This window comes from Alcaligenes pakistanensis (assembly GCF_014652815.1).
Classification (GTDB): domain Bacteria; phylum Pseudomonadota; class Gammaproteobacteria; order Burkholderiales; family Burkholderiaceae_B; genus Alcaligenes; species Alcaligenes pakistanensis.
In genome coordinates, this window is sequence record NZ_BMZN01000001.1 from 252866 (window position 1) to 274735 (window position 21870).

Here is a 21870-nt window from a genome sequence, read left to right on the forward strand (position 1 = left end):
CAAGATCAAATCCCCTGCCGCTGCATTTTGCTGGGCATGCACAGCCCGCGATGCTTTGGGAATGACAAACACATTGGGGTCGCGTAGTAAAAAAGCCAAGGCGACTTGTCGTGAAGTCGCCTGATAGTAACTGGCGATCTCTGCTAACAAAGCGCCACCGCTTGATTCGGGCTCAGGAAAATCATCGTGCCCGAACGGGCTGTAAGCCACTACGCTGACCTTGTGCTTCTGGCACCAGGGCATGACCGCATGTTCAATCGCACGCTCGTTCAGATGATATAAGACCTGATTGCAGGCGATCTCGCCAGGCCCCACGATCTCGTAAAGCTCTTCCAAGTCAGGAGCATCAAAATTGCTGACGCCCCACTGCTTGATCTTGCCTTGCTGCCTAAGTTGATCAAACGCCGCACAGGTTTCTTCCAAAGGCACCTGACCGGGCCAGTGCAATAAATACAGATCCAGATAGTCTGTGCCCAGGCGCTTTAAGCTGGCTTCGCAGGCGCGCATTACCCCCTGACGGCTAGCATTGGAAGGCAAAACCTTGGACACCAAAAAGGCTTCATGACGGCGGCCTTGCAGCGCCTGTCCGATCAAGGTTTCGGCCTGACCATCGCCATACATTTCAGCCGTATCGATATGGTTCATGCCCGCGTCCAAACCGGCTTGAAAGGCCGCAATGCTCTGCGACCAATCGGCCTGCTCGACATACCAGCTGCCTTGTCCCACACGCGAGACTTGTGGGGCGGACCCCAGCTTTTCATATCGCATCAGTTTGTCCTTTAATCCAAGCTGCCAAGCCAAGGTTCAGACGGAGACAGCCTTACAGTGCGTCGCGGCCGCTCTCGGAAGTGCGAATCCGAATGGCCTGCTCAACCGGCGTTACGAAAATTTTGCCGTCACCAATCTTGCCGGTATGGGCCGCTTTGATAATGGCCTCGATAATCGCCTCACAGCGATCCGCTGCCACCACGATATCCACGCGAATTTTAGGCAGAAAATCCACCACATATTCGGCACCGCGATACAGCTCGGTATGGCCTTTTTGTCGGCCAAAGCCTTTGACTTCGGTAACGGTCAGGCCATTGACGTCCAGCTCTGCCAGTGCTTCGCGAACTTCATCCAGCTTGAAGGGTTTGATAATGGCCGTAATTTGTTTCATGGTTACTCACACGTCAAATTTAAAGAGGGTCTTTGACACCCGGAAGGGGTCGGTGACTTTCTGCTGCCAGGCTCAAGCCCAGGCTCAAGTCGCGTCCGGTAGGCGACTGGAACAGGCGTAAGCCGATTTCGGGCAGCACAGCCAGAATATGGTCAAAAATGTCGCCCTGGATGCGCTCGTGGTCTACCCAGGCGGTTTTATTGGTAAAGCAATACACCTCGATAGGAATCCCTTCGGCGGTGGGCTCCATCATGCGCACCATCTGGATCATATCCTGGTGAATTTCGGGGTGACGCTTGATATAGGCCATGCAGTAAGCACGAAAAGTCCCCAGATTAGTCAGGCGACGGTAATTGACTGCATCCATACCCGCACGGCTCAACTCTTGGTTGGAGCGCTCCAGGTCTTCTTTTTTCTCGTTCAGGTAGTCGCGCAGCAACGCAAAGCGCGACAGGCTATCCACCTCGCTTGGAGTCAGAAAACGCACACTGGAGGCGTCAATACTAAGTGTTCGTTTGATGCGCCGGCCACCCGACTCGAACATCTGCCGCCAGTTGCGATAGCTCTCCGAGAACAGCTTGTAGGTGGGAATTGTAGTGACGGTCTTGTCCCAGTTCTGGACTTTGACCGTATGCAAGGCCATATCGATCACAAAGCCATCGGCTCCGGCCTGCTTCATCTCAATCCAGTCACCGATGCGCAACATGTCATTAGTGCTCATCTGCGTGCTGGCTACCAGCGACAGCAAAGTGTCCTTAAAGACCAACAGCAAAACCGCAGATAGCGCACCCAAACCGGAAAGCAGCAGCACTGGAGACTGGTCCAGCACGATGGAGATCATGACAATAATGCCAATCGCCCACACCGCGATCTTGGCCACCTCCACATAGCCCTTGATGGACTTGGTGCGGCCCTTGCTGGAATTGGCATAGACCTCTTGCCAGGCCCCCAACAGGCTGACAATCGCCATGATAAGAAACACCAGAAAGCCCAGTAGAGCAACCCGTTCTATCACTTCCAGCAAACTGGTGGCCAAGGGCAGCAAGGTCAGATTGGAGCTGACCACCAGCAAAGGCACGGCATAACCTACATTACGTACAAAGCGCTTTTTGACCAGGGCGCGAGCCCATTCGTCCTTGCCGGCCACTTTCAGCAGCCTGCGCACCAGGCGCGAGAGCACGGAACTGGTCAACCAGCTGACAATCCAGACCAGCACGGTCAGCATGGCCAAACCGGCCATTATCTGTACCCAGCGATCCTGCGGTAAATACGCCTCAATCCATTGCCATCCCAACAAATCGGCAAAGGTGCGTTCTTGCTCCATGTGTTCTTCCTTGTCCAGCCAGCCCCTCAAAAGGGCCCGCATGGTTTCCTAGAGTCTCAAAACTATCTAATATACTGCACAGCGTCTACTTTCTGCGGGACTGGATGACCTGCGTCAGCCCGTCCAATCCACTATAATTGCCCCCTATGTCAACAAACACCCCCTCCTCTTCCCAAGACCAGTTCGCCAATAAAGCCATGGCCTGGTCGGCTCGTTTTTCCGAGCCCGTCTCTGACCTCGTCAAACGCTACACAGCGTCGGTGGACTTTGACAAGCGCATGGCTCGCTTTGATATTCAGGGCTCCCTGGCCCACGCCAGCATGCTGGCCGCCGTCGGTGTCATTACCGAACAGGACAAAGCGGACATTGAACGCGGCATGAGTCAGATCCTGGACGAAATCGCCCAAGGCCAGTTCCAGTGGTTGCTGGATCTTGAAGACGTGCACCTGAACATCGAAAAGCGTCTGGTCGAACTGATTGGTGATGCCGGCAAACGCCTGCACACCGGCCGTTCACGCAATGACCAGGTGGCGACCGATATTCGTCTGTGGCTGCGCAATGAAATCGATATTGCCCAGGACCTGCTGGCCCAAATGCAGCGCAAGCTGGCTGAACTGGCCCTGGCCCAGGCAGACACTATTTTGCCAGGTTTCACCCATTTGCAAGTGGCACAACCCGTGACCTTTGGTCACCACCTGCTGGCCTACGCCGAGATGTTCCAACGCGATGCCGAGCGTCTGCAAGACTGCCGCAAGCGCGTCAACCGCTTGCCTTTGGGCGCCGCAGCACTGGCTGGTACCAGCTACCCCATCGACCGCGAAATGGTCGCTGGCCTGCTGGGCTTTGATGATGTGTGCCGCAACTCGCTGGATGCCGTATCGGACCGCGATTTTGCCATTGAGTTCTGCGCCGCAGCGGCCCTGATCATGACGCACATTTCCCGTTTCTCCGAGGAACTGGTGCTGTGGATGAGCCCACGCGTGGGCTTTATTGATCTGGCGGACCGCTTTTGCACCGGCAGCTCCATCATGCCGCAAAAGAAAAACCCCGACGTTCCTGAACTGGCCCGCGGCAAGACAGGTCGCGTCAACGGTAACCTGATTGCCCTGCTGACCTTGATGAAAGGCCAGCCTCTGGCCTACAACAAGGACAATCAGGAAGACAAAGAAGGTCTGTTCGATTCGGCTGATACCATTCGCGACACCCTGACCATTTTTGTAGACCTGATCTCCGGCATCAAGGTCAAACCCGATGCGATGCGCGCCGCTGCCTTGCAAGGCTTTGCTACCGCCACCGATCTGGCCGATTACCTGGTCAAAAAGGGCCTGCCCTTCCGTGACGCTCACGAAACAGTGGCTTTGGCCGTACGCGACTGCGAACAACTGGGTTGCGATCTGGCTGATCTGAGCCTGGAACAGCTACAAAAATTCGACAGCCGTATCGAGTCGGATATTTTTGAAGTGCTGACTCTGGAAGGCTCGGTCGCTTCGCGCAAACACATTGGTGGCACCGCCCCCGAACGTGTGCGTATTGAAGCCCAGCGCATTCTGGATCGCATTCCAGGCTGATAAGCAGTTCCTGCTGAAAGCTAAAAAGCCGCCCCTAAATCAGGGGCGGCTTTTTTATTTCGCCATGACTCCAGAGCCGAAATTCGCTGGACTACGCCCAAGCCCAATACAGCAGTGTTATGAACAGCTTAAGATATCCCATCTTATGCCGACACTGCCTAAAACCTGACCCAGATTCTGCCCGCTTGACTCCCGTATTGGCTGTCCTAATCTGAATAGTACATCAGCGCTTTAAGGTAACCACGACACCAAGTGACCATCATCAACGCCTTGGCAACCCACTAACTCGTCATACACCGCTACATGGATCTGCCCACAATATGCCGAAAATGTAGATCCATAGCAACATCCACATAGAGCCAACCTTTCGCTGTTCAGATAGCCGTTAAGGTCGTGCTCGTAGTGCCAAGGAATGAGGCTAGTGGCAATCTCAGTTATCACTACCGCTGAGCCATGGCGTCGCCCTGTGGCTCAGGTATCAGCTGAGGCCATCCCCCGGCAAGCGTTTTATACACAGCGACTAGCGCCGTAGCCTGCTGTGTAGCGCTTTGCGCCAGCAGATTCTCCACATCTAGTCGAGAACGCTCAACATCCAGCACCTCTAGCACCCCCACCATCCCGCCTTCAAATTGCTGGCGCGCGGTGAGCGCGGCGCTGCGGCTGGCTTCTGCTGCTTGTTCCAGAATGGCTTTTTCGGCCTGAGCATGAGAAAGACGCACCAGTGCATCTTCGGTTTCTTCCATGGCGATCAGCACCGTTTGCTCGTAGGCAGCCAAGCTTTCTGCGGCCGCTGAATTGGCCGCAGCAATGCGAGATCGCACACGGCCAACGTCCAGAAACGAACCTCCTACTCCCAGAGAAACCACGCGTGTTTCACTATCACGTTGGAACAAGGTGTTGAAACCCAGCGCTTGAGTGCCTACCAGGCCTCCCAAAGTAAAACGGGGAAAGAGATCGGCCGTGGCTACGCCTATACGTGCCGTAGCAGCTGCCAGGCGGCGTTCGGCCGCAGCGATATCAGGGCGACGGCGCAACAGCTCACTAGGCACCCCAGCATTGATCTGTGCGGGGTAGACGGGCAAGGCAGCCGACCTGTCCAGCATCGTAACCACAGCAGCTGGTTCACGACCTGTTAGCACAGCAATGCGATTAGCGGTCACAGCAGCCTCGGCCTCCAGCGGAGGGATGCGTGAACGCGTGAAGGCCAGCTGTGTACGCACACGTTCCGTGTCAAATGAGGTGCCGCGTCCTTCCTGGAACAATGCAGTGATCAGGCGCAACGTATCAGCTTGGTTACTTTCGTTGTCACGCGCTACCTGCAGTCGCCTCTGTAGACCAAGCAGGCGAAAATAAGCATCAGTCACCTCAGCAACTACAGCTACTTGTACACCTGCTAAATCAGCTGCATGGGCTTCGGTATCTGCCCGCTGAGACTCCACACTACGGCGTACCCGCCCAAAGAAATCCAATTCCCAAATCACCGATAAATTAGCCGTGTGTAATTCTCCATCGCGATGAGCACGCGACAAACCAAACGCCTGCGAAGCGCTGACGCGCCGGTCGCTTACGTCGCCTGAGACATCTAGTGTGGGGTAGCGATCTAAACCAGCCTGATGTGTCAGCGCGCGGGACTGCTCATAGCGTGATAAGGCGATACGTATATCGTGATTGGCGCGTAGCGTTGCATCGACAATCGACACCAATAAAGGGTCACCCCAATCACGCCAAAACTGTGCGTCTGCTTCAGGCACCTCCACCGTGCTGACCATCGAGTCCTGTCGCGCATATGCCGACTCAAGCTGCATGACAGGGACTTGATAGTCGGGGCCGACCGCACATGCCGACAATAATAGTGCTGACAGGAAGACCGGCACTCCACGTAGGCAGATAAAGGAACAATGGAACGACTTAAACATGGGAAGACTCCAACGTCTCAAGCGAGATTGAACGACGTGATTTTCGGGTGGCTAAGCGACGCAGAGCCACGTAAAAAACAGGTGTCAGGAACAATCCGAACAGCGTTACACCCAGCATGCCTGCAAAGACTGTCACGCCCATTACCTGGCGAACCTCAGCACCAGCCCCCGTACCGATCATCAAAGGCAACACACCGGCAATGAAAGCAATCGACGTCATGATGATGGGACGCAGCCGTAGTCTGCAAGCCTCCAACGCAGCCTCAACAATTCCACGGCCCTGGTGTTCGAGTTCACGCGCAAACTCCACAATCAAAATCGCGTTCTTGCACGCCAGACCAATCAGCACTACCAGTCCGATCTGCACGAAGATGTTGTTATCACCACCGATTAGCCAGACTGCGCTCATCGCTGATAACAAACACATGGGCACAATCAGGATTACAGCCAGTGGTAAGGTCCAACTTTCATACAGCGCTGCCAATACCAGAAATGCCAGCAGCACAGCCAAGGGAAACACGATCAGCGCTGCATTACCCTGCATAAGCTGCTGATAGCTCAAGTCTGTCCACTCCAATTCCATTCCCTGTGGCAATACTTCGGCGGCAGTCTCGGCCAATACGCGCAGCGCCTCTGACGAGGAGACCAGTCGGGGGTCAGCTTCGCCGATTAGATCTGCTGCAGGATAACCATTGAAACGAATGACGGGGTCTGGCCCATAAGCTGCGTTCACTTCAACCATGCTGCCAATGGGTACCATATCTCCCTGTGTATTGCGGGTACGCAAGTTGGCAATATCCTCAATCGTGCTGCGAAATGGTGCATCGGCTTGCGCTACCACTTGGAATGTACGGCCGAAGCGTGTGAAATCATTCACGTAGCTTGATCCCAGATAGATTTGCATCGTATCGAAGAGATCTGTGAGTGCCACTCCTTGTGCCTTGGCTTTAGTACGGTTCACCAGGACATCAAGCTGCGGCACATTCGCCTGATAAGAACTGATCGGATAGGGAAATCCTGCTTGCTGCGACACGGCGCTAGCTAGCCTATCCACCGCAGTTTGCAAGGCACCATAACCCGCCGCATTGCGATCTTCGACGTACAGTGAATATCCCGAACCCGTACCCAGACCCGCGATGGGCGGAGGCATGATGGCAAAAGCCAGCCCGTCTTGCTCTTGCGCGAAACGAGTATTGAGCTCAGCGACAATCTCAATGGCCGACAGCGAACGCTCACTGGCCGGAGTCAAGCCAAAGAAGACTACGCCCGTGTTAGAGGTATTGGTGGATTGCAGCACATTCAAGCCCGGCAACGCAACGGCTGTGATAACCCCCTCTACTTTTAACGCAATGTCGGTCACGCGCCGCACCAATGCCTCGGTACGATCCAAGGACGCACCTTCAGGCAGCTTGACTGCGCCGACCAGATAAAGCTTGTCCTGTGTAGGAACAAAGCCGCTGGGTACCGCCTTAAACAAGAACCCGGTTGCCGCAAGCAACGCCAGATAGACCAGAAAAACTGCACGCCGACGCCCAAGCAGGCGAGCCACCGCGCCACCATAGCCTTGCGCACTACGCTGAAAGAGCCTGTTGAAGGGACGAAATATCCAGCCAAGTCCTCGGTTGAGAATACGCGTAGGCATATCAGGAGGAGTCCCACTCGGACGCAATAGCAAGGCCGCCAATGCCGGAGATAACGTCAGTGAGTTGATCGCAGAAATGACAGTTGAGATTGCAATTGTTACAGCAAACTGCTTGTAGAACTGACCCGTCACGCCAGACAGGAAAGCCATGGGCACAAACACAGAACACAGAACCAGTGTGATCGCAATGATAGGCCCGCTCACTTCACGCATTGCTTGGTGCGCCGCCGTACGCGGATCCAGGCCATCAGAAATATTTCGCTCGACGTTCTCTACCACCACGATGGCATCATCCACCACAATACCGATGGCCAATGCAAGACCAAAGAGCGTTAGCGTATTGATGGAAAATCCCAGTAATAGCAGCACTGCGAACGTGCCCACCACCGATACGGGAACAGCCAACAAAGGGATGATAGACGCCCGCCAAGTCTGCATGAACAAAATCACTACGAGGACCACGAGCAGCACAGCCTCAAACAGCATATTCACAACTGATTTGATCGAATCTCGAACGAACACGGTAGGGTCGTACTCAACGGACCATGTCAGGCCTTCGGGAAAATGCATCGCCAAGTCAGCCATCTTGTCCCGAACCCGATTCGACACATCAATGAAGTTGGCTCCAGGCACAGCAAAGATCGGAATTCCCACAGTCGGCTCATTGTTGAGCAGTGACTTGAGTGAGTAATCTGAGGCTCCCAGCTCAACACGCGCCACATCCCTCAAGTGCGTTACTTGCCCTTGGCTACCCGACTTAATAATGATCTCGCCAAACTCTGCTTCCGTAGCCAAACGTCCTTGGGTGTTGATTGACAACAGAAAATCGCTACCTGCTGGATTAGGCGGCGCACCGAGCTGTCCAGCCGAAACCTGCACGTTTTGTTCGCGCACGGCAGCCAGCACCTCATCCGCGGTCATGCCCAAGGCCGCGATTTTTTCGGGGTTTAGCCACAGGCGCATTGAGTAATCGCCTGAACCCCATAACTGCACATCCCCTACACCTTGCAAACGCGCCAATTCGTCGCGCACATTCAATAACGCATAATTGCGAAGGTAAAGTTCGTCATAATGGCCATCGAGCGCACTCAGTTGCACCAGCAGCGTAATGTTGGGCGACTGCTTCGTCGTAACCACCCCTAAGCGGCGCACCGTTTCGGGTAGCCGAGCTTCGGCCTGAGCGACCCGATTTTGTACCTTGACCTGTGCATCATCGGGATCCGTGCCTTGGCGGAAGGTGGCGGTCAATGTCATCACCCCATCGCTACCGGCAACGGATTTCATGTAGAGCATGTCCTCCACGCCGGTAATAGCTTCCTCCAACGGAGCAGCTACCGTCTCGGCAATTTCGCGCGGATTAGCCCCAGGATAAGTGGCACGCACCAGCACGCTGGGCGGAACGACTTCGGGGTATTCGCTGATAGGCAGCAGCGGTATCGATATCAGACCGACAATAAAAATGATAATGGACAGTACCGCAGCAAAGATCGGTCGGTCCACGAAGAATCGGGCGAATTGCATACTATTACTCTCGTTGGCTGTCAGCAGATTGCAACGCGACGTGCTGCGGCTCCATCGCAACAACCTGCACCTGCACAGGCATGCCCGAATGGGTTATTTTTTGGATGCCATTGACGATCACGCGATCGCCCGGCTGCAAGCCTTTTTCGACGATGCGCAGTCCTTCGGCTAAGCGCCCCAGACTGACATCACGACGTTTTGCCGCGTTGTTCTCGTCGACGATATAGACGTACTTGCGATCTTGATCAGTCATCACCGCTTTATCGTCAACGAGTACGGCCTTGAACGGGATGCTGCCTTGCAAGCGCACACGAGCATAGAGCCCAGGCGTAAGCAGACCATCGGGATTCGATAGCGTGGCGCGCGCCCGTATCGTGCCGGTATCTGGATCCACACGGTTGTCAATGAAATCAACCTGGCCCGCATGTGGATGACCCTCTTCTCCTAGCAGTCCGATATTGACCGGCACTCCGCCATTGCGTTCGTCAGGGCGCTCACCTGCGCGCACCATCTGCGCATAACGTAAGTAAGTCCGTTCATCACTATCGAAATGCACATGCATCGGATCCAGCGACACCAAGGTGGTTAATATGTTTGCCATTCCCTCGGACGAGACCAGATTGCCAACTGTGACCAACGCTCGACCCGCCCGTCCTGAAATCGGTGCACGCACTTGAGTGAAGTCCAATTCGAGCCTGGCGGTTTCGACAGCCGCCTGTGCAAATTTAACAGTGGCATCGGCCTGGGCTGAAGCGGCGCGACGCCGCTCCAGCTCCTCGGCAGATACTGCTTTCAACGACGCAAGCCTTTGTGCACGAGAAGCCTCACTGCGCGCCAAAGAGGCGTGCGCGCGAGCGCTGGCGAGGTCGGCTTCAGCACGGGTCAACGCTGCCTGATAACCGCGGGCGTCTATCTCAAACAAAACATCGCCGCGCGTAACGGTTTGCCCTTCTCGATAGTTGATTTTTTCAATATGGCCGCTGACGCGTGGCCGCAGAGCCACCGTCTCAACAGCTTCGATTCGTCCGTTAAAATTATCCCACTGGATAACTTGTCGCTCTACGACGGGGGCGATGCTGACCAAAGGTTGATTTGGCGCGTGCTCTTCAGCGGCCTGGCTATGGCAACCAACAAGAAACACCACCAGCAGCAACGGCATCAATAGTGGAAAACTGCGGTACAAAGCAGCTCTAGTAAACAACCAGCGTTGACTCATGTGTACAGGGCTCAGGATTTAGTTAAGACGATCAGCGGACAGCGCTCTGTCCTTCTGGTTTTCCAGCAGACTTAAGCGCTGGGACAGTGCTTGGCTAATTGATGAATAGGCGGTACTGCCCAATGCGAGCCGCAAGGGAGGGTGCTGCATATCTGCCGTCATAATCATGGCATCGACCGTTCTGGCGGCGTCACCTTTAATAGCAAAAGCCCCTGAGGCTACTCCCCGACGTACATCGCCAGCCGGTGTGTCTTCATAGCAGGCCATAATCTGTGCGCGATCGAGTCCATCAACGAAATTGGTGCCGGTTGGACCGGGCTCGACAATCAGAAAATCGATGCCAAATGGTGCAACTTCCTGAGCAACAGATTCGACGAATCCTTCGATTCCCCATTTGGTAGCGTGATAAAGACTGAAGTTCGGGTATGCGATCTGTCCACCCTCCGAGGAAACCTGCACGATGCGACCTCCCCCTTGCGCGCGCAAATGAGGCAAGACAGCTCGTATAAGTTGGATGGATCCCATCAGGTTTGTTGCAATCTGCCGTTCAATCTGGGCGTCGCTTGCTTCTTCGGCAGCACCAAATAGCGCATAGCCAGCATTGCTGACCACTACATCAATGTTCCCGACACGTTGAAAAGCATCCGTGACCACCTTTTTTATGGCGTGCGTGTCGGTGACATCCAGCGTGAGAACAAGCAACTGATCACCATACTGTGCTGTCAGCGTCTCCAGAGCGTCAGGCCGACGAACTGTTGCGACGACGCGATCACCACGCGTCAGCAGGCGTTCAGTCAGAAGTCGACCGAGCCCTGTTGAGGTTCCGGTAATAAACCATGTCTTAGTCATATTGTTAGTCCAGAAAAGAGAAAAAATAAGAACTTAAGAGATGGTATGCGGCTATGATTGTTATTGGAATGACCAATAAACAGCATGAGTAGGTGAAATGAAATCACCAATTGATTCTCCAACCCTGAAAGATCTGCACGCCTTCATGGCTGTCGCTGAACACCGCAGTTTCCGACGCGCAGCTGAACTGCTTGGCGTTACACGGTCGTCGCTCAGTCATACGCTGCGCGGGCTGGAAAGTAAGCTAAGCACCCGTCTACTGCATCGGACAACACGCAGCGTGTCGCTGACTGAGGCAGGAGAACAGTTTCTTGCACGCCTTGACCCGTTGCTAGGCGATTTGAGTCAACTGCTGGAAGACGTTGCAGGCGCACAGGGACGGACGATGGGAACGCTGAGAATTAACGGCAGCGAGCCAGCTATTCGCTTGCTACTCAAAACGCTGGTGCCGAAATTTCTGGTGCGCTATCCAGATGTGCAACTTGACCTCATCGCACAGGGAGAACTGGTAGACATCGTCGAGAAGGGCTTTGACGCAGGAATCAGATTGGGTGACGCTGTGCCTAAAGATATGGTGGCAGTTCGCCTTGGCCCGGACATTCGGTTTTTGGCCGTCGCGTCACCCAATTACTTGGCTGCTCATCCTGTACTGAAAACACCGGATGAGCTTGTTAAGCATCAGTGCATCCGACAACGTTTTCCCAGTGGCAAACGTTATCGTTGGGAATTCACGAAGCAAGGACAAGAATTCGTGTTGGATGTGCCGGGTGCGCTCACTTTGGACCACCATCAATTGATGATGGAAGCAGCAACGGCCGGTGTGGGCATTGCTTATGTTATGGAAGAGTATGCACGCCCCTATATCGATAGGGGCGACTTGGTTGCTGTATTAGAGAGCTGGTGTCCATACATTCCGGGTTTGCATTTGTACTTTCCGAATAATCGCCATGTCCCAGGAAATCTCAGGGCTCTTATCGATATGGCTAGGGAAGAAATTCAATGAACAGCGTCAACTAATCGACATCCCGCGTTGCCTCCCGACCTCCCAAGACACACCACCACCGCGTATGGTCGCGGCAAGCTGCTGACCCAGCCGCTGCTCAATCACTGGTTTCCAGGGCACCAGACTGAACCCCAAGCCCTCATCCAGCATGGCGTAGCATAAGGAAACGCCGATAGATGCCAGTCACACGCTGACCACAGTCTGGGTCAGTCTGGGCCTTGGTAATCTCCAGATGATAAGTGGCTCGGTAAATATCATTGACAGCCATTGCCACAATAGCCCTTTCTACGGTTCGCAAACCGCTGGAGCTCTTGATTCCTACTACGGTCCCGTCAAATACTGCTCCAGTGCCGCGCGTGACGGCAGCAGGGCATCGTACGCCTTGCCACCGGTGCTATCCCCGACCCTCGCCCTCAGCATGGGCTCCACATCAGTATGAACAGTCCAAACTCCGGTCTGTATTTCACTCGCTAGCCCCATGCGCTATAAATCTTGCAAATGGCCAACCAGCAGCAAACGCTGACGTCATAATCGCGGCCTCTCAATCTCTATAAGCAGAGCGAGGGCCGCGCCATGATCACTGCTGTGCCGGAGGCTGAATCAACAGCATCGTGCTGGTCTGCGCATTACGACGAATATCCGCGTGCGTCACATCCATGGTCTTGCACTCGAAGCTTTCGTACATCTTGAGCTGATCCTCGTAGTGCGGACTGCGGACACCATTACGGTCAGTGAATCCACTTTGACCGGGTGGCATGGCATCACAAAACTCCACGCCCTGGGCATCAAATACAACCCGGTTATTTTCCGTGCCCCGGTTCTGATAGCCGGTAAAGGCAAAGGTATTACCCGATGTCGTCTGCGGCGTTCCGGTGAAGTTCTTGTCGCTGAAGCGGTGTACCGAGGTCGGTATGGTCCAGCGCGTCATATCAGTGCCCTGTTCTTTGCCTAAACGGGTCTGCGCGTTCCGCAAGGCCAGATGCATGATGGCTTGGGAGGATTGTTCACCCAAGACATTCACACGTTTCGGATCTGGGTTAGCTTCCAGGGCCAGGGCACGCAACAAGACCTTGGTGCCCATACTCAAATTGATGGAACCGGGATTGGGCCCTTGCTGCGTCGCAAAACCCGTCTGGCTGTACATGGCACGATGCGACTCAGGCACCACTGGCATCAAGACCTGCTTATACATTTCTTCCAGCCAGGTTTTGAACAGGACTCGCGCCGGTCCAGCGTTCTGCCCAGCTTGATCGTGCTCCATGCCATCCCAGGCCAACAAGGTCGTCAATGCCGCCTTATTGCTATCACCGGCAGGTAGCTGCTGCGCCAGTTTTTCCAGATGCGGGCGGAAATAGCGCCAATTCACATCGCTATAGGAAGCCTTTTTGTTGAACTCCCAAATTTCCTGCACGCTGAAAACGTCTTTCTGCTGGTACTGGGTCGCCAGCTCGTTCATGCGATCGCCATAGGTCCAGTAATAGGTATCCGTATTGGTCTTATCCGGTGCGGGCTTGTTGTTCCAGTTGACCAAATAGCCTTGGGACGGATTGTAGGCTTTGGGAATCGCCTCAAAACTCTTGATCCCTTGCCACTCCATGCTGCCATCCCCTTTAGCTGGCACGCGCATATCCTGATCTGCTGGACGCTGGGGCAAGAAAGCAGGCGACACATAACCGATATTGCCGTGTCGGTCGGCGTAGTACCAATTAATGGAAATGGCCATCTTGCTGGCCTGCTCCAGAAATTCAGTCCAGTTACGAGCCTTGGCCACGTTCAGCCAAGCCAGCAAGGACTGCACCTCGTAGCCATCCCAGCTGCGTTTCTTGCTATAGGCCACGCCTTGCTCATGATCAAACTGCATGACCGGGCCGTGTACCGTGCGCCAGATTGTCATTTCCCGATCAGCTTGACCACGAACCTGAATGCGCTCCTTGCGCTGCTCCATGGTGCGCCAGACATTGTTAAACCAGTATTGATCGGCGCGGGCCGGGTTCAATTTTTCCTGATACATGTCCACCACGTCCTGGGGACCGGCAGTGGCCCCCCAGGCAATCTCGCTATTGGTCCCGAACAGGACGATTGGGTAGGCAAATGGGGTATTGCCCACCACATCAAAACCCGCACCGTGCAAACCGATACCGTAGGTGTAGGCCGGGTTGTACCAGCCAAACTGTGGGCCATTGATCAGAACAGTAGCGCCATCCTGAACCCGCTCGGGCCGGGTGCTCCAGAGATTACTGGCCTTGGGTGCAAAGTCCGGGCCGCGACCGCCCCAATGCTGATCCTGACGCTCCAGTTCTGCTGCCAAGACTGTCGAGGAAACCTCAGCCAGATTCTGTACACCCACTTGCGCCTGTGGCTTGCGCTCGGCAGCTTGAGCCGGGACCGTGGTGGGTGCCGTCGTGTCATTCACCCACAGCAGCTCGTCAAACAAAGCTCGTCCCTGCTCGGGGCCATATTGCTTTTCCAAAGACTGACGCATGGCCAACGCAGTCACTTCGAGATTCGTGTCCGAGAAACGATTGGCCATGGAGCCCACCCAAATCATGACTACATCAAAGTCAGTCAGGGCTTGAGGCTGGAAATCAAAATCCACATATTCTTTAGGCAACAGCTCGGGATGGCGACGCACTTGCTCCAAGTAAGCGTTAAAGCCGTCCGCATAGCCCCGAAAAATATCTCTCTCGTCTTTGGATAAAGCAGCAATCTGACGCTGAATGGATGCGGGCGTGAAATTCTGCCGCACCTGCATGTCGTACTTGACGTAGACATCCTGCTCGCCGGCGCCCAACACTTCAGCGGTCGTGCCTACAAAAGAGCGGCGTGCCATATCCATCTGAAACAGGCGGTCCTGGGCGACGGCATAACCATAGCCGTAATACAAGCCATAGTGACTGTCGGCAAACACATGCGGCACGCCATAGCTGTCTCGCATCACTTCCACCGACTGCACCTGAGCATAAGCCGGTGCCCACGTCATACCCAAAGCCAGACCAACGGCGGCGACGCCCGTACGAACAAGCCCTTTCTGCATATTTGTCCCTCGTTTTTATGATACTGAAAATTCTTATGAACCTAAATTATTGAAGCCAATACAAATAGGAAGTCATAAATTTAAAGTATTTCAGCCTTAAAACAAGTGGGGGCTTGCCCTAGTCAGGCCGGCGCAGCAGGGCAAACGCTGCGCCCTACAACGGGTATTAGAACGAAACCAGACGTCCTGGATTGACGGCACTCATCATGCCAATGGCGGCCTTGACTACCGGAATCGCCAAACCCGACAACTGCTGACCCAAGGGGATGCTGCGATGCGTAATATCCGTCAGCATGGCAAAGTCTTCGTTTATCCCCGTCACGTCATCACTGATGGCTTTACCGATGCGCACAGTTTGCGCTACACCGTGGCCGCTCCAGCCATGCACCATATACACAGGAACAGCATCATCGGTCTTGCGCGAGTCTGTCGCACCGTTCAAGGTGAAGTCACTGATACCGCTCCAAGAGAACTCCAGCTGCACCTGTTCCAGCTGTGGGAACACAGTCTGGATACGCTCAAGCAAGTAGTCGTTAATGCGTTCAGGAGACCAACTGCTGCCCGTGCCCTGCCCGCCAAACAACAAGCGGTTTTGGCGCACCGCACGGTAATAGTCGATCTGGAACTGCGTGTCGTACACTGCACGGTCCGTGGGTAAAAGCTCACTGACCGGGCATTCCAAAGGCTCAGTCACCCCCACATAGGTATAGAACGGCACAGTGGTGTTGGACTGTGTGGTCAAAAACTGAGAGGTCGTGTCATGCACGGCCAGCACCAGAGCCTGACGGGCCAAAATCGTGCCGCCCGGCGTGACGGCCAGAGCACCTTTTTCGGTCTGTTCAATTGCCTCGACCGGACTGCCCTCGTAGACCCGGCCACCATGCTGTACCAGGCCGTAAACCAGGCCACGCAGCAAAGCCAGGGGATGCAGCTGACCACCCAAAGTATCCACCACAGCACCGTGATACAGCGGCGAGCGGATTTCCTGCTCCAGCTCGTAACTGCCCACAATTTCCACGCTGGTATCCCCCAGGTAGCGGCGTGCATCAGCGCCTTCGACCAGAGCCCCCATATGACCGGCGTGAACCGCCGCCGTCAAATGACCTCGCCGACGATCAAAATCCAGTTCGTAGTCCTGGGCAATCTGATCCAGCAAATCCATGGCTTCATGCGAGGCAAAACGCCACAAGCGACGGGCCTCATCCAAAGGCAAATGGGCAATCATGTCAGCGGCTTCCCAACGGGCCAAGCCCGGTGTCAACTGCCCACCGTTTCGACCCGAAGCGGCCGAGCCAATGCTGTCCTTTTCCACCAGCACTACATCCAAGCCGGAGCGGGCCAGATGCAAGGCGGTAGAGGCACCCAGCAAACCACCGCCGACCACCAGTACATCGCACTGAGTATCGGCCTGCAGGGGCTCAAAGCGGGTCCAGGGAGCTAAGGATGCCTCGTAGTAGGTAGCAGGCGCAGTGGCCTCGCTCAGATGGCCTTTGCGCCAGTTCCACAGGCGTGGATTACTGACGAGCAGACTCTCTGTGCTGGCGACATCGTTTAAAAGTGAAGGTCTAGAAATAAGCATGAATGTCCTGTGTCTGTCACGGCCCTTTGGCCGCCTGGATCACAGAGCGGAATGCTCCGGTGACGCCCCGTCAACGCGGCGTTCCGTTCTGTCTCGTTATCAACACTCCGTTGTAAAAACAGAGTGGAACGATCTTCTTCTACGTTGTAGAATTAATTTATTCTACTCTGTAGAGTTAAACTTGGCAAATCTGCCGTCTTAACACTGCTTCCCAAAAACGAAGGAACCCTATTGGCCCAAGCATCCTCCGCCCCCGCTACACGGACACGTAAATTGAATAAAGACGAATTGGTCGTGCTCGCTGTTACTTTGATGGAAGAAGCTGGAGCCTCCAGTTTTTCTTTACGTAAACTAGGGGAGCGAGTCGGGTGCGACCCGATGGCAGTGCTCTATCACTTCAAATCCAAAGAGGGTCTGCTGCGTGGCATGGCCGATTACCTGACGGGCCGCATCCTGGCCGTGGACCCAAGCCTGCCCTGGACTGCGCGTCTCTATGAGCTGGCTCAGCAATATCGCGAGCTTGCCCTAAAGCACCCACAGACCTTTCAGCAAATGCAGCGCTTTCTGAATACCGGCAAGGCCGACTATGTCGTGCTGGAGCAGGTGTATCAAGCATTGCGCGATGGAGGCTTGAGCGACGCCGAGATCCCTGCCGCCTGTGTGGGCTGGTATGCCGCCTTATATGGTTTGATTCAAGGTGAGCTAGGTGGGCTGATTCGCCCTGTGACGCAAGAAGAACTACACGAGCTGGAGCAATGGCCCGCCGATGATGTGCCCATGCTGCGCCAGATTCTGCCACGCTTTGTAAACCTGCAATCAGAACAGGTTTTCAAAATGATGATGGAATTGATACACGATGGTTTGATTGCACATGCCGGCAAGGCAGCAACACCGTCCAGAATCAATCATCCCCAAATAACTTGAGACAGACCCAGAGAGCTAAGCTTACTCCAGCGCCAATAGAAAAACGCCCCACGGATTGGAGAGGGTTCCAATCTGTGGGGCGTTTTATCTTGATCTGAGCTAGACGTCGTTAGCGTGTAAAGACCGCAATCGATTCCACGTGCGCGGTATGCGGGAACATATTGATCACGCCTGCCGACTCCAGGGTATAGCCGCCCTGATGGACCAACACACCAGCATCGCGCGCCAAGGTGCCGGGACTGCAAGATACATAAACCAGGCGCTCGGGACGTTCGTGCTTTTCCAACTGAGCCAAAGCGGTGGCGACGGCAAATGCACCATCGCGTGGCGGGTCGATCAACATGCGGTCGAAATGGCCCAGATCACGCAACCACTGCACGTCCACCTCGAACAAGTTCAGCGTGGTGAATTTTGCCTTGTCTTGCAAATCGTGAGCCAACGCCGCTTCACTAGCGCGATCAGTCAAGGTGCTACTGCCTTCAATCCCTACCACCTCGGCGGCACGGCGTGCCAGTGGCAGGCTGAAATTACCCAGACCACAGAACAGGTCAGCCACGCGATGCTCGGGCTTGACGTCCAATAAGGTCAAGGCGCGCGAGATCAAGCTACGGTTGATGTCGTGGTTGACCTGGGTAAAGTCCGTGGGGCGGTAAGGCATACGCAGATCGAACTCGGGCAAGGCATAGGCCAGCTTGTCTGCATCTTCACGCAGCAAAGGGTGTGCCGTTTCCGGGCCTTTAGGCTGCAACCACCAGCTGATATCGTGCTCTTGACCGAAGTCTTGCAAGCGCTGGATATCGTCGGTAGTTAGCGGCTCCATATGGCGCAGCGTCAAGGTGGTGATCTTGTCGCCCATTGCCAATTCAATCTGTGGCAAACGGTCGGGATGAGACAAACCTGCCAGACAGGAACGCAGCGGTCCCAGCAAAGCCGACACCTTGGCAGGCAACACCCGGCATTCGGTCATGTCCACCACATAGCGACCATTCTTTTCCCGGAAACCCACCAGCACTCCGCCCTTTTTAGGGACGTAGCGCATAGAGAAACGGGCGCGGTAACGGTATCCCCAGTACGGGCCGTGCAAAGGAGCCAAAACCCGCCCTGGGCTGACCTTGCCAATATGACCCAGCGAATCTTCCAGCACGCGCTGCTTGACCGCGACTTGGGCGGAGGGTTCCAGGTGTTGCATGGCACAGCCACCACAGACACCAAAATTGGGACAGGGTGGCACAGCACGTTGAGACGAGGCTTTCAGCAAAGTCGTCATACGAGCCTTATCGTATGAGTCCTTGGAGCGCACGGTCTCGGCCAGCACTTCTTCCCCTGGCAGAGCCCCTTCGACAAACACCACTTTGCCCTCTTTGTGGGCGACGCCGCGTCCTTCCAGATCCAGCGATTCAATAAACAATACGTCAGACATTCGATAAAAACCTAAGTAAGCGCCCTGCCAGTCAAAGTGGCAAAGTTGCATGCCGCGAACGATGGCGAATCGCTGATTTTACAATGAGCATTCGGGACAGCGGGTAAAAACAAGAACCAGCCAAAACCTGAGCACCAGCGGGCACAAAAAAAGCGGCCAGAAGCCGCTTTTTTCGAGTCCAGATACCGTGCTTAACGCGTAGGCAGATACGAGATTGGGTTAACCGGCGTACCGGAGCGACGAATCTCGAAGTGCAGTCGTGGCGACGTCGTGTCGGACTGACCCAGATCTGCAATGCGCTGACCTTTAGTCACTTGCTGGCCGGTTTTGACATGCAAAGTACTATTGTGCGCATAGGCGGTAATAAAACCGTTGCTATGTCCCACCAAAACCATAGAGCCTAAACCACGCACACCGTTACCGGCGTACATAATCTTGCCATCCGCAGCGGCCACAACCGGATCACCGACCTTGCCTTCAATATCAATGCCCTTGGTCGAGGCATTGAAACCCTGAATGATCTTGCCGCTGGCTGGCCAGCCCCAGGCAATCAGAGCCGCATCACTGGCGCGTGGCGCAGAAACCGAGGTTTCTGTTTTAACTGGCGTTGCCGGGCTGACTGGCGAGGTCTGTGTACCACCACTGCTGACAGGGCGCGAAGTGGTCGCCGCCATCGAGGTGTTGCTATCCAGACGCAGAGTTTGACCCACTCGCAGCATGGAGGGATCAGTAATCTGGTTCAACTGGATCAGCGAGTTCACGTCCATGCCGTGCGCTTGTGCAATTTTGTAGAGCGTATCGCCCGGCCGTACCACGTAAGAACCGGTGGCACTGCTGACGCTGCCCGCCGCCGACGAAGAACTCAGGTCAGTGACTGGGGCACGCTCATTGCGGCTTGCACAACCAGCCAGCAGGGTACTGGTGACCACAGCCGCCACCAGGCACTGACGGGGCGTCAAGAACCACTGTGTACCGGTGGAAGCAGCGGTTAACGGTAACCTGACTGCATGCTGCATATAAATCTCCTGAGAATATCTGACTAAATCTGGGTTCCGGCTCGCATCGGCACGAAGCGAACCGCATCAAGTTCTTCACGACGCCAAGTAGCCTGTCCGGTGCGTTCCACCAAAACCAGGCGCTGTTGTGTCGTACCTTCAGGGGCGATCAGTCTCCCCCCCAATGTTAATTGTTCCAATAAGGTTCTGGGAATGACCGGACCGGCTGCCGCCACAACAATAGCATCATACGGGGCCGCTGCTGGGTAACCTTGCATTCCGTCACCAAACATTATTCGAGCACGTTGCGACAGGCCTAATTGACGCATGTGGTCGCGTGCCATATCGCATAATCCTTTGATGCGTTCTACCGCATACACTTCTTTGACCAATTGTGCCAAAACAGCGGCCTGATAACCACATCCTGCCCCAACTTCCAAGACTTTATTCGGTACTTTTTGGTCACACACCAGGCTGATCATATGAGCCACCACCCAAGGCTGGGAGATGGTCTGCGCAAAGCCGATCGGCAAGGCATCATCTTCATAAGCCCGACTGGCCAAACCCTGGTCCACGAACTGATGGCGCGGCACCATTTGCATGGCGGCCAGCACGCGTTCATCGCTGATTCCCTGTCGGCGCAAGCGCTCGATCATCATGCCACGCGAGCGTTCCGAGTTCAAACCCAGATTGACACTTGTTGACACTTGCGGTGACAAAGCGGCCGACGGTGTCGGTTGTAACTGACCTCGTTGCACAATACGCGTATTGCTATTGCTGGCAGACAGGCCACTGCCCAGGCTGGATTTACCAAACCGGTTCTGTGTACCGTCCGCGAACGGATAGCGCTTGCCTGGTTTACTTGTCATTGCACCCAATCCCGCAAGCCCGCCAGTTGCTCGTGATGGGTCAAATCCGCCCGCAAAGGGGTAATCGACACAGCACCACTGTCAACCGCTCCAAAATCTGTTCCCTGCTCGCTGTCAGATACGCCCCCCACGCGGCCAATCCAATACACCGGTTCTCCATAAGGCGTCTGACTTTTCACAACCGGCTCAGAGGGATGACGCTTGCCCAGGCGAGTGACTTGCATCCCTTTCAAGGCCTCGTAAGGCAAACAAGGAATATTCACGTTGAGCAAGGTATTGGCAGCCAGCGGCTGCTTCTGACAACGCTGCACCAATTCACGCGCCACACGGGCCGCACTGTCCAGATTCTTCCAACCGCGCTCGATCAAGGAAAAGGCAATTGCGGGAATACCAAACAAATGGCCTTCCATCGCTGCTGCCACCGTACCCGAATACAAGGTATCGTCACCCATATTGGCGCCGTTATTAATGCCCGAGACAATCAGGTCCGGACGAAAATCCAGCAAACCCGTCAAGGCCACGTGCACACAATCGGACGGTGTACCATTAACAAAATAAAAACCATTGCTGGCTTGGCGCAGTGACAAAGGACGGTTCAAGGTCAGGGAGTTACTGGCACCACTGCAATTGGTCTCGGGTGCAATGACCGTCAGCTCGCCCAGTCCGTGCAAGGCTTCATACAAAGCCTCAATACCGGCTGCTGTATAGCCATCATCGTTAGAGACCAGAATACGCATGCTGTACTTTCCGTTAAAAATCTAAGCGGGGTAGCAAATTGTACCCGCTGCCTTTGGTATTTTGCTGCAAGGCCGGTAGAATCCGCGCAACAATAATTGTGGAGCTCAATCCTC

General features: G+C 54.9%; 16 protein-coding genes and 1 pseudogene. 3 read left to right on the forward strand and 14 right to left on the reverse strand.

Going from position 1 to position 21870, the window contains the following annotated elements:
• From IE156_RS01180 to IE156_RS01190, 3 genes are all read right to left on the reverse strand, one after another.
• The coding region (locus tag IE156_RS01180; RefSeq protein WP_189390671.1) for an aldo/keto reductase at positions 1 to 768 on the reverse strand (768 nt) is incomplete at its 3' end.
• Positions 769 to 820: 52 nt separating this feature from the next.
• Positions 821 to 1159 carry a P-II family nitrogen regulator gene (locus IE156_RS01185; protein WP_189390672.1) on the reverse strand — a complete coding sequence of 113 codons (339 nt, stop codon included), beginning with the start codon at positions 1157 to 1159 and terminating at the stop codon, positions 821 to 823.
• A 19-nt stretch (positions 1160 to 1178) separates the two neighbouring features.
• Complete coding sequence (locus IE156_RS01190) at positions 1179 to 2483, reverse strand: mechanosensitive ion channel family protein (RefSeq protein WP_189390673.1); 1305 nt, start codon at positions 2481 to 2483, stop codon at positions 1179 to 1181.
• A 146-nt stretch (positions 2484 to 2629) separates the two neighbouring features.
• On the opposite strand from IE156_RS01190, the gene argH reads away from it, so the two are divergent.
• Positions 2630 to 4051: an argininosuccinate lyase gene (gene argH / locus IE156_RS01195; RefSeq protein ID WP_189390674.1), complete on the forward strand. Its 1422-nt coding sequence runs from the start codon at positions 2630 to 2632 to the stop codon at positions 4049 to 4051.
• 440 nt (positions 4052 to 4491) lie between these two features.
• On the opposite strand, the gene IE156_RS01200 is transcribed toward argH, so the two are convergent.
• The 4 genes from IE156_RS01200 to IE156_RS01215 all read right to left on the reverse strand — a co-directional run bounded on the left by IE156_RS01200 (position 4492) and on the right by IE156_RS01215 (position 11195).
• On the reverse strand, positions 4492 to 5967 hold the full coding sequence (locus tag IE156_RS01200) for an efflux transporter outer membrane subunit (protein WP_189390675.1): 1476 nt from the start codon (positions 5965 to 5967) through the stop codon (positions 4492 to 4494).
• Entirely contained in the window at positions 5960 to 9130 is a 3171-nt protein-coding gene (locus IE156_RS01205) for an efflux RND transporter permease subunit (RefSeq protein WP_189390676.1), read from the reverse strand. The genes IE156_RS01200 and IE156_RS01205 overlap by 8 nt, the downstream gene beginning before the upstream one ends.
• A 4-nt stretch (positions 9131 to 9134) precedes the next feature.
• Positions 9135 to 10289 carry an efflux RND transporter periplasmic adaptor subunit gene (locus tag IE156_RS01210; protein ID WP_189391351.1) on the reverse strand — a complete coding sequence of 385 codons (1155 nt, stop codon included), beginning with the start codon at positions 10287 to 10289 and terminating at the stop codon, positions 9135 to 9137.
• Between the two features lie 75 nt (positions 10290 to 10364).
• Entirely contained in the window at positions 10365 to 11195 is an 831-nt protein-coding gene (locus IE156_RS01215) for an SDR family oxidoreductase (RefSeq protein ID WP_189390677.1), read from the reverse strand.
• 97 nt (positions 11196 to 11292) lie between these two features.
• On the opposite strand from IE156_RS01215, the gene IE156_RS01220 reads away from it, so the two are divergent.
• Positions 11293 to 12198, forward strand: coding sequence for a LysR family transcriptional regulator (locus IE156_RS01220; RefSeq protein WP_189390678.1), 906 nt, complete (start codon positions 11293 to 11295; stop codon positions 12196 to 12198).
• Positions 12199 to 12204: 6 nt separating this feature from the next.
• On the opposite strand, the pseudogene IE156_RS01225 reads toward IE156_RS01220, so the two are convergent.
• The 3 genes and pseudogenes from IE156_RS01225 to IE156_RS01235 form a co-directional block, all read right to left on the reverse strand.
• A pseudogene (locus tag IE156_RS01225) lies at positions 12205 to 12394 on the reverse strand (DUF3363 domain-containing protein); the annotation flags it as partial.
• Positions 12395 to 12775: 381 nt separating this feature from the next.
• Positions 12776 to 15232: a penicillin G acylase gene (locus tag IE156_RS01230; RefSeq protein ID WP_189390679.1), complete on the reverse strand. Its 2457-nt coding sequence runs from the start codon at positions 15230 to 15232 to the stop codon at positions 12776 to 12778.
• 166 nt (positions 15233 to 15398) lie between these two features.
• Entirely contained in the window at positions 15399 to 16811 is a 1413-nt protein-coding gene (locus tag IE156_RS01235; RefSeq protein ID WP_229840820.1) for an NAD(P)/FAD-dependent oxidoreductase, read from the reverse strand.
• Positions 16812 to 17084: 273 nt separating this feature from the next.
• Here IE156_RS01235 and IE156_RS01240 point away from each other — a divergent pair, with 273 nt between their 5' ends.
• Entirely contained in the window at positions 17085 to 17735 is a 651-nt protein-coding gene (locus tag IE156_RS01240; RefSeq protein WP_229840823.1) for a TetR/AcrR family transcriptional regulator, read from the forward strand.
• A gap of 109 nt (positions 17736 to 17844) precedes the next feature.
• Here the strand turns inward: IE156_RS01240 and rlmD are convergent, their stop codons facing one another.
• From rlmD to surE, 4 genes are all read right to left on the reverse strand, one after another.
• Positions 17845 to 19155, reverse strand: a complete 1311-nt coding sequence (gene rlmD, locus IE156_RS01245) for a 23S rRNA (uracil(1939)-C(5))-methyltransferase RlmD (RefSeq protein WP_229840831.1) — start codon at positions 19153 to 19155, stop codon at positions 17845 to 17847.
• Between the two features lie 191 nt (positions 19156 to 19346).
• The gene (locus IE156_RS01250; RefSeq protein ID WP_189390682.1) at positions 19347 to 20171 is read right to left on the reverse strand and encodes a peptidoglycan DD-metalloendopeptidase family protein; all 825 of its coding nucleotides are present in this window, start codon (positions 20169 to 20171) and stop codon (positions 19347 to 19349) included.
• A gap of 23 nt (positions 20172 to 20194) precedes the next feature.
• A complete protein-coding gene (locus IE156_RS01255) occupies positions 20195 to 21019 on the reverse strand; it encodes a protein-L-isoaspartate(D-aspartate) O-methyltransferase (RefSeq protein ID WP_189390683.1) in 825 nt (274 codons plus the stop codon).
• On the reverse strand, positions 21016 to 21756 hold the full coding sequence (surE, locus tag IE156_RS01260) for a 5'/3'-nucleotidase SurE (protein WP_189390684.1): 741 nt from the start codon (positions 21754 to 21756) through the stop codon (positions 21016 to 21018). Before surE ends, IE156_RS01255 begins: the two co-directional genes overlap by 4 nt.
• Positions 21757 to 21870: the final 114 nt, after the last annotated feature.